Origin of the sequence: Burkholderia sp. E168m23, from assembly GCF_016586125.1 — a bacterium.
Classification (GTDB): domain Bacteria; phylum Pseudomonadota; class Gammaproteobacteria; order Burkholderiales; family Burkholderiaceae; genus Burkholderia; species Burkholderia orbicola.
Window position 1 is genome coordinate 1 of record NZ_BCPP01000392.1, and the last position, 6,143, is coordinate 6,143.

Genomic DNA, 6,143 nt, shown 5'->3' on the forward strand with positions numbered 1-6,143 from the left:
TCGCATTCGGTGTTCGGGTTCTGGCTGTATCTGATGACCGACTGCGTGATCTTCGCGGCGCTGTTCGCGACGTTCGCGGTGCTCGGCCACCAGTACGCGGGCGGGCAGACGGCGAAAGAGCTGTTCGACATTCCGGGCGTCGCGGTCGAAACCGCCGCGCTGCTGCTGTCGAGCATCACGTACGGCTTCGCGATGCTCGCGGCGTACCAGCAGCGGCGCGGCGCGCTGCTCGCATGGCTCGCGGTGACGTTCGTGCTCGGCGCGGCGTTTCTCACGATGGAACTGCGCGAGTTCTCGCACCTGATCGCGGAAGGCGCGGGCCCGCAGCGCAGTGCGTTCCTGTCGGCGTTCTTCACGCTGGTCGGCACGCACGGGTTGCACGTGACGGCCGGCCTGTTGTGGATGATCGTGCTGGCCGCGCAGATCGTGTTGCGTGGCGGCGACCTGACCGATCGCGACCTGCGGCGCCTGACGTGCCTGAGCCTGTTCTGGCACTTCCTCGACATCGTGTGGATCTGCGTGTTTTCCTTTGTCTATCTCGCGAGCGTGATCTAAATGGCCCATTCGCATTCGTCTCAACTCGAAGAAGGGCACGGCAGTGTCGGCGGCTACGTCGCCGGTTTCATCCTGTCGGTGCTGCTCACGGCCGCGTCGTTCGGCCTCGTGATGGGCGGCGTGCTGTCGCCGCATGCGTCGCTGATCGGGCTGGCCGTGCTCGCCTTCGTGCAGATCGTCGTGCACCTCGTGTATTTCCTGCACATGAACGGCTCGTCGGGCCAGCGCTGGAACGTGATGGCGTTCAGCTATACGGTGCTGACCGCCGCGATCGTGATCGTCGGCACGCTGTGGGTGATGCACAACGTCAGCATGAACATGATGTCGCGTTGAGCGACGTCGTCGCGCATCGGGTTCGCATCCTTGCGCGTTCATGAAGAAAAGGCGGCACATGCGTGCCGCCTTTTGTTTTTTCCGGCTGCCGTGTTGCGCCGGGCAGTGTGGTCAGTGCCGCGCGCCGGCGTCGGCCGTCAGCGCATGCGTGCAGTCGGCGCGGTACTCGGCGGCGAGCCGATGCTTCGCGCCGTCGAGATCGTCGGGATAGTACGGGCTCGCGTGGGCCGGATCGTAGCCGACCTGTTCGAGCTCGGACAGCTCGCGTACGAGGTCCGCACGCGAGACGCCGCTACCCGTGTGCACGAACGGGTACGCGTGGCATTCCTGCGGGGTGAGGTGCGGCCCCGCGAACGCGGCGGTGCTGGCGCATGCGAGCAGCATGCAGGCGACGGTGGTCGACAGTTTCATCCGGTGGCTCCTGGTTTCGCGGCCCGATGCCGCATGACGTCAGCGTAGGCGGCAGCCGTCGCAGGGCGGGCGACGCCCGGATGAAACATGTTTCACCTACGCACGTCGCGATACCGAATGAAGTTATTTTCATCTGGCGCCGCACGGCAATCGTGGCGCTTACGATAGTGGCGGGCGCATCGTGCGCGCCCGTGTTGAAGTTCATTGCGAGGGCAACCATGCGAGTACTGACGGTCGAGGACGATGCGGTGACCGCGAACGAAATCGTCGGCGAACTGACCGCCCGCGGGTTCGAGGTCGACTGGACCGATAACGGTCGCGAAGGGATGATGCGCGCGATGAGCGCATCGTACGACGCGATCACGCTCGACCGGATGCTGCCGGGCGCGGACGGCCTCGCGATCGTGACCGCGATGCGCACGGTCGGCATCGACACGCCGGTGCTGATGCTGAGCGCGCTGGGCGACGTCGACGAGCGCATCCGCGGGCTGCGCGCGGGCGGCGACGATTACCTGACGAAGCCGTTCGATTCCGGCGAACTGAGCGCGCGCATCGAAGTGCTGCTGCGCCGCCGGCAGGCATCGGGTGTGCCGCAGCAGACGCTGCTGAAGGTCGGCGTGCTCGAGCTCGACCTCATTTCGCGCTGCGCGCGCCGCGGCGCCGACGAGATTCCGCTGCTGCCCACCGAGTTCCGCGTGCTCGAATTCATGATGCGCAACGCAGGCCAGACGATCACGCGCACGATGCTGTTCGAGGCCGTGTGGGGCTATCACTTCGATCCCGGCACCAATCTGATCGACGTCCATATGGGGCGGCTGCGCAAGAAGATCGATCCGCCCGGCGCGAACCCGATGATCCAGACGGTGCGCGGATCGGGCTACATGCTCGCTTGACGGAGGCGCGAATGGACGCAGCCCGCGCGGCGCACTTCACGCGCCGCTGGCATACGACGACGTTTCGCTGGCTATGCGCATACGCGGCGATCTTCTCGGTGTCGCTGCTGCTGCTCGCGGGCGTGATCAGCGTGGCCGCGACGCATACGATGACGCGCGACACCGACGAAGTGCTCGCGTGGCAACTGATCTATTTCGATTCGATTCCGGATGCCGAGCTGCCGCTCGCGATCCACCGGCGGCTCGAGCACGAGCACATGCATACGAATTTCTACGGGTTGTTCGATGCGAGCGGGCGCCGCGTGGCCGGCGACATCACTAAGTCGCCCGAGCTGCAGACCGATCGCCGCGGCCGGACGCTGAACCGCACGCTCGCGCTGCTCGACGGCCAGCCGTCGCCGATCGCGCGCGCGATGGCCGTGCGCCGCGACAACGGCATGACGCTGGTGGTCGCGCGCGACCTGTCGCATTTCATCCAGATCCGCGACGTCGCGATCCGCGGGCTCGTGATCGGCGGCGTGGTGATCCTGATCGCGGGCATCGCGGGCGGCAGCATGCTCGGCATGCGGCAGATGCGCCGCGTCGCCGCGATCCGGCGCGTCACGCGACAGATCGCCGAAGGTGATCTCGGCAAGCGACTGCCGGTCGGCGGCTACGATGAACTCGATCTGCTCGCGCATCTCGTGAACCACATGCTCGACGAAGTCGAGCGGCTGATGGGCGAGGTGCGCCATACCTGCGACGGGATCGCACACGACCTGCGCACGCCGCTCGCACGCGTGCATACGATGCTGGCGCGGCTCGCCGACCAGCCGTTCTGCGCGCATGATCCCGCGTCGGCGGCGCTGCTGGCTTCGGCGCGCGACGAAACCGACCGGTTGCTCGAACGGTTTCGCGCGATGCTGCGCATCTCCGAGATCGGCACGCTGAGCCGGCGCGGCGGTTTTGCCGCGGTCGACGTCGCGGCCCTGCTGCGCGACGTGTGCGAGCTTTACGAGCCGCTGGCCGAGGATGTCGACGTGTCGTTCGCGCTCGAAGCGGCCACGGTCGGCGGCATCCATGGCGATCGTGCGTTGCTGTTCGAGGCGTTCAGTAATCTCGCGGACAACGCGATCAAGTTCACGCCGCCGGGCGGCCGCGTGCGCGTCGTGCTCCAGACGACGCCGCACGGTCCGCTCGTCCGGTTCGAGGACACCGGGCCCGGCATCCCGCCCGGCGAGCGCAATGCGGTGCTCGAACGCTTCTATCGCGGCGAGCGCACGCGCCATGTGAACGGCTCGGGGCTCGGCTTGAGCATCGTGTCGGCGGTGATGCGCGTGCATGGTTTCGCGCTGCGGATCGGCGACGCGCAGCCGGCCGGTACGGCGATCACGGTCGAATGCTGGCCGCGTTCGCTCGCATGACGGCGCGGGAGACCGAGTGATGCGCATCCTGCTGATCGCGCCGCCGAATCCGCACGCGTTGCGGCTCGACAAGGCGTTTCGAGAGAGCACGCACGGCGTCGAGCGCGTCGACGCATGGCGCGACGGCTGTTTCGCGGCGACGCAGGACCGGTTCGACGCGATCGTGATCGTCGCGACCGATGGCGGGGCCGCGGCGGCGATTCTCGATGAATTGCCGCGGCTCGCCGCGTCGGCCGGCGGTGCGACGATCGCCGCGATCGTTGCCGGCACCACGTCCGCCCAGCGCGCGCAGCTGCTGAACGCAGGCTGCGACGTATGCCTGGCTCATCCGTGTTCGTTCGTCGAATTGCACGAACGGTTGCGCGCGCTGTGGCGCCGCGCGGGCATCATCGCGATGCGTGAATCGATCCGGCTCGACACGGCGACGCGTGCGCTCGAGGAGCAGGGCCGGCGGCTCGCGCTCAGTGTACGGGAGTTTCGCGTGGTCGAATGCCTGCTGCGCGAAGCGGGGCGACCGGTCGGTCGGGACGCCGTGCTGCGTTATGCGTGGGACGATGCCGACATCGAACCTGAAACGGTCAATGCGCTGGTCGTCCGGTTGCGGCGCAAGCTGGTCGCGCATGCGTTTTCCGCGCGGATCGAAACGGTTGCGCGATTCGGCTTCCGGTTCGACACGGGCGGGTGACGGGGCGGATATCGACGCAGGGCTGAAAGAAGCTCTTGACGGGCGGCGTGCGCCGCGCCGCGCCGCGCAGCCCGGCCCGGCCCGGCCCGGCCCGGCCGGCAGCCAGGCGTCGATTGTTACAAGACGTTAGCGCGCGTGTCCTGTTGCGATGCCGCGCATCAGTTCTTACAAACTTGAAATATGCGGAGCGGGTGCTTGCCGCTATAGTCGAATCACACATGACACAACCAGAAGAGGAATCCATGAAGACTTTGCGTGTTGCCTCGCTCCTGACCGGTATGACGGCCTTGCTCGTGTCGGGCGCAGCAATGGCGGGAGTCAATGTCGGGATCAACGTCGGCGTGCCGGCACCGGTCTACGTCGCGCCCGCGCCCGTGTATGCGCCGCCGCCTCCGCCGGTCGTCTACCAGCCGGCGCCTGTCTATGCACCGGCGCCCGTGTACGCGCCGGCGCCGGCGATCGTGATCGGCTGGCACGGCGACCGCTACTGGGACGGCCGTCGCTACTGGGGCCGCGACGAGTGGTATCGCCACCATGGCCGCGGCTGGGGCGGCGATCGCGGTCACTGGGATCACGGCCGCCACAACGGCTGGCGCTGATCGAACGGTCGCGCATGCGTGCCGCGTGCGCGACAACCGCTCGCGAGAAAACCGCCCGCGTGGCGGTTTTCTTTTGGCTCGACGGACTGAATGGGTAGAATCGCTCCACGTTACTACCCTTATTCGACCGACAGGGCCTCTATGACGAAGGGTTCGCCCCGGGCCGCCGCCGCGCGTGCCTGCCTCGGCGCGCTGCGGGCCGCCGGCCGCGTGGCCGCGGTGCTGGCGCTGCATGCGGTGCTGGCCGCGCCGGCCGCGCACGCGGCCTACGCCATCGCGCAGTACGGCGAGCCGAAGTATCCGCCGGGCTTCAAGCATTTCGACTACGTGAACCCCGACGCACCGAAGGGCGGCACGCTCGTGCTCGCGAATCCGAGCCGGCTGACGTCGTTCGACAAGTTCAATCCGTTCACGATGCGCGGCAACACCGCGCCCGGCATCGACATGCTGTTCGAGAGCCTCGCGACCGGCAGCTCCGACGAACCGGCGTCCGCCTACGGGCTGCTGGCCGACGACATCGACGTCGCCCCGGACCGCCGTTCGGTCACGTTCCACCTGAATCCGCGCGCACGCTTCTCGAACGGCGATCGCGTCACGGCCGACGACGTCAAGTTTTCGTTCGATACGCTCAAGAGCAAGCAGGCCGCACCGCAGTTCGGCGCATATTTCGCGGAAATCGCGAAGGCCGTGGTCGTCGATCCGGCGACCGTGCGCTTCGAGTTCCGTAGCGCGAACCGCGAACTGCCGCTGATCGCCGGCGGCGTGCCCGTGTTTTCGCGCAAGTGGGGATTGCGCGCGGACGGCTCGCGCATCCCGTTCGACCAGCTTGCGTTCGAGCAGCCGATCGGCAGCGGCCCGTACGTGATCGAGCGCTACGACAACGGCCGCACGATCACCTACCGGCGCAACCCCGCGTACTGGGGCGCCGACCTGCCGGTACGAGTCGGCACCAACAACTTCGAGCGGATCGTGTACAAGCTGTACGGCGACGGCGTCGCGCGGCTCGAGGCATTCAAGGCCGGCGAATACGACGTGCTCGTCGAGTACATCGCACGCAACTGGACGCGGCGCGACGTCGGCAAGCGTTTCGACAGCGGCGAACTCGTCAAGCGCGAATTCCGCCAACATAACGGCGCCGGCATGCAAGGCTTTTTCATGAACCTGCGCCGGCCGCTGTTCCGCGACGTGCGCGTGCGCCAGGCGCTCGACCTCGCGTTCGATTTCGAATGGCTGAACCGCCAGTTGTTCTACAGCGCATACACGC

Annotated in this window: 8 protein-coding genes; 7 read left to right on the plus strand and 1 reads right to left on the minus strand. The window is 67.3% G+C overall.

What is annotated here, in order from left to right:
• A partial coding sequence (gene cyoC, locus JMF90_RS19980; protein ID WP_201325347.1) for a cytochrome o ubiquinol oxidase subunit III occupies positions 1–555 on the plus strand: 555 nt, incomplete at its 5' end.
• On the plus strand, positions 556–888 hold the full coding sequence (gene cyoD, locus JMF90_RS19985; RefSeq protein WP_006478441.1) for a cytochrome o ubiquinol oxidase subunit IV: 333 nt from the start codon (positions 556–558) through the stop codon (positions 886–888).
• Positions 889–999: 111 nt separating this feature from the next.
• Here the strand turns inward: cyoD and JMF90_RS19990 are convergent, their stop codons facing one another.
• Positions 1,000–1,299: a DUF4148 domain-containing protein gene (locus JMF90_RS19990; protein WP_053525551.1), complete on the minus strand. Its 300-nt coding sequence runs from the start codon at positions 1,297–1,299 to the stop codon at positions 1,000–1,002.
• A gap of 218 nt (positions 1,300–1,517) precedes the next feature.
• Here JMF90_RS19990 and JMF90_RS19995 point away from each other — a divergent pair, with 218 nt between their 5' ends.
• The 5 genes from JMF90_RS19995 to JMF90_RS20015 form a co-directional block, all read left to right on the plus strand.
• Positions 1,518–2,192: a response regulator transcription factor gene (locus JMF90_RS19995; RefSeq protein ID WP_175681382.1), complete on the plus strand. Its 675-nt coding sequence runs from the start codon at positions 1,518–1,520 to the stop codon at positions 2,190–2,192.
• Positions 2,193–2,203: 11 nt separating this feature from the next.
• Entirely contained in the window at positions 2,204–3,595 is a 1,392-nt protein-coding gene (locus JMF90_RS20000) for a HAMP domain-containing sensor histidine kinase (protein WP_200093635.1), read from the plus strand.
• 19 nt (positions 3,596–3,614) lie between these two features.
• The gene (locus JMF90_RS20005) at positions 3,615–4,280 is read left to right on the plus strand and encodes a response regulator transcription factor (RefSeq protein ID WP_200093634.1); all 666 of its coding nucleotides are present in this window, start codon (positions 3,615–3,617) and stop codon (positions 4,278–4,280) included.
• A gap of 242 nt (positions 4,281–4,522) precedes the next feature.
• Positions 4,523–4,879 (plus strand): hypothetical protein, encoded by a 357-nt coding sequence (locus tag JMF90_RS20010; protein ID WP_027808916.1) that lies wholly within the window; start codon positions 4,523–4,525, stop codon positions 4,877–4,879.
• A 141-nt stretch (positions 4,880–5,020) separates the two neighbouring features.
• Positions 5,021–6,143 (plus strand): extracellular solute-binding protein (locus JMF90_RS20015; protein WP_201325348.1); only part of this gene is annotated, 1,123 nt, incomplete at its 3' end.

Excerpts from the sequence above, each read along its gene's own strand:
- cyoD (WP_006478441.1), top strand. The coding sequence starts at position 556 with ATGGCCCATTCGCATTCGTCTCAACTCGAAGAAGGGCACGGCAGTGTC.
- JMF90_RS19990 (WP_053525551.1), bottom strand. The coding sequence starts at position 1,299 with ATGAAACTGTCGACCACCGTCGCCTGCATGCTGCTCGCATGCGCCAGC.
- JMF90_RS19995 (WP_175681382.1), top strand. The coding sequence starts at position 1,518 with ATGCGAGTACTGACGGTCGAGGACGATGCGGTGACCGCGAACGAAATC.
- JMF90_RS20000 (WP_200093635.1), top strand. The coding sequence starts at position 2,204 with ATGGACGCAGCCCGCGCGGCGCACTTCACGCGCCGCTGGCATACGACG.
- JMF90_RS20005 (WP_200093634.1), top strand. The coding sequence starts at position 3,615 with ATGCGCATCCTGCTGATCGCGCCGCCGAATCCGCACGCGTTGCGGCTC.
- JMF90_RS20010 (WP_027808916.1), top strand. The coding sequence starts at position 4,523 with ATGAAGACTTTGCGTGTTGCCTCGCTCCTGACCGGTATGACGGCCTTG.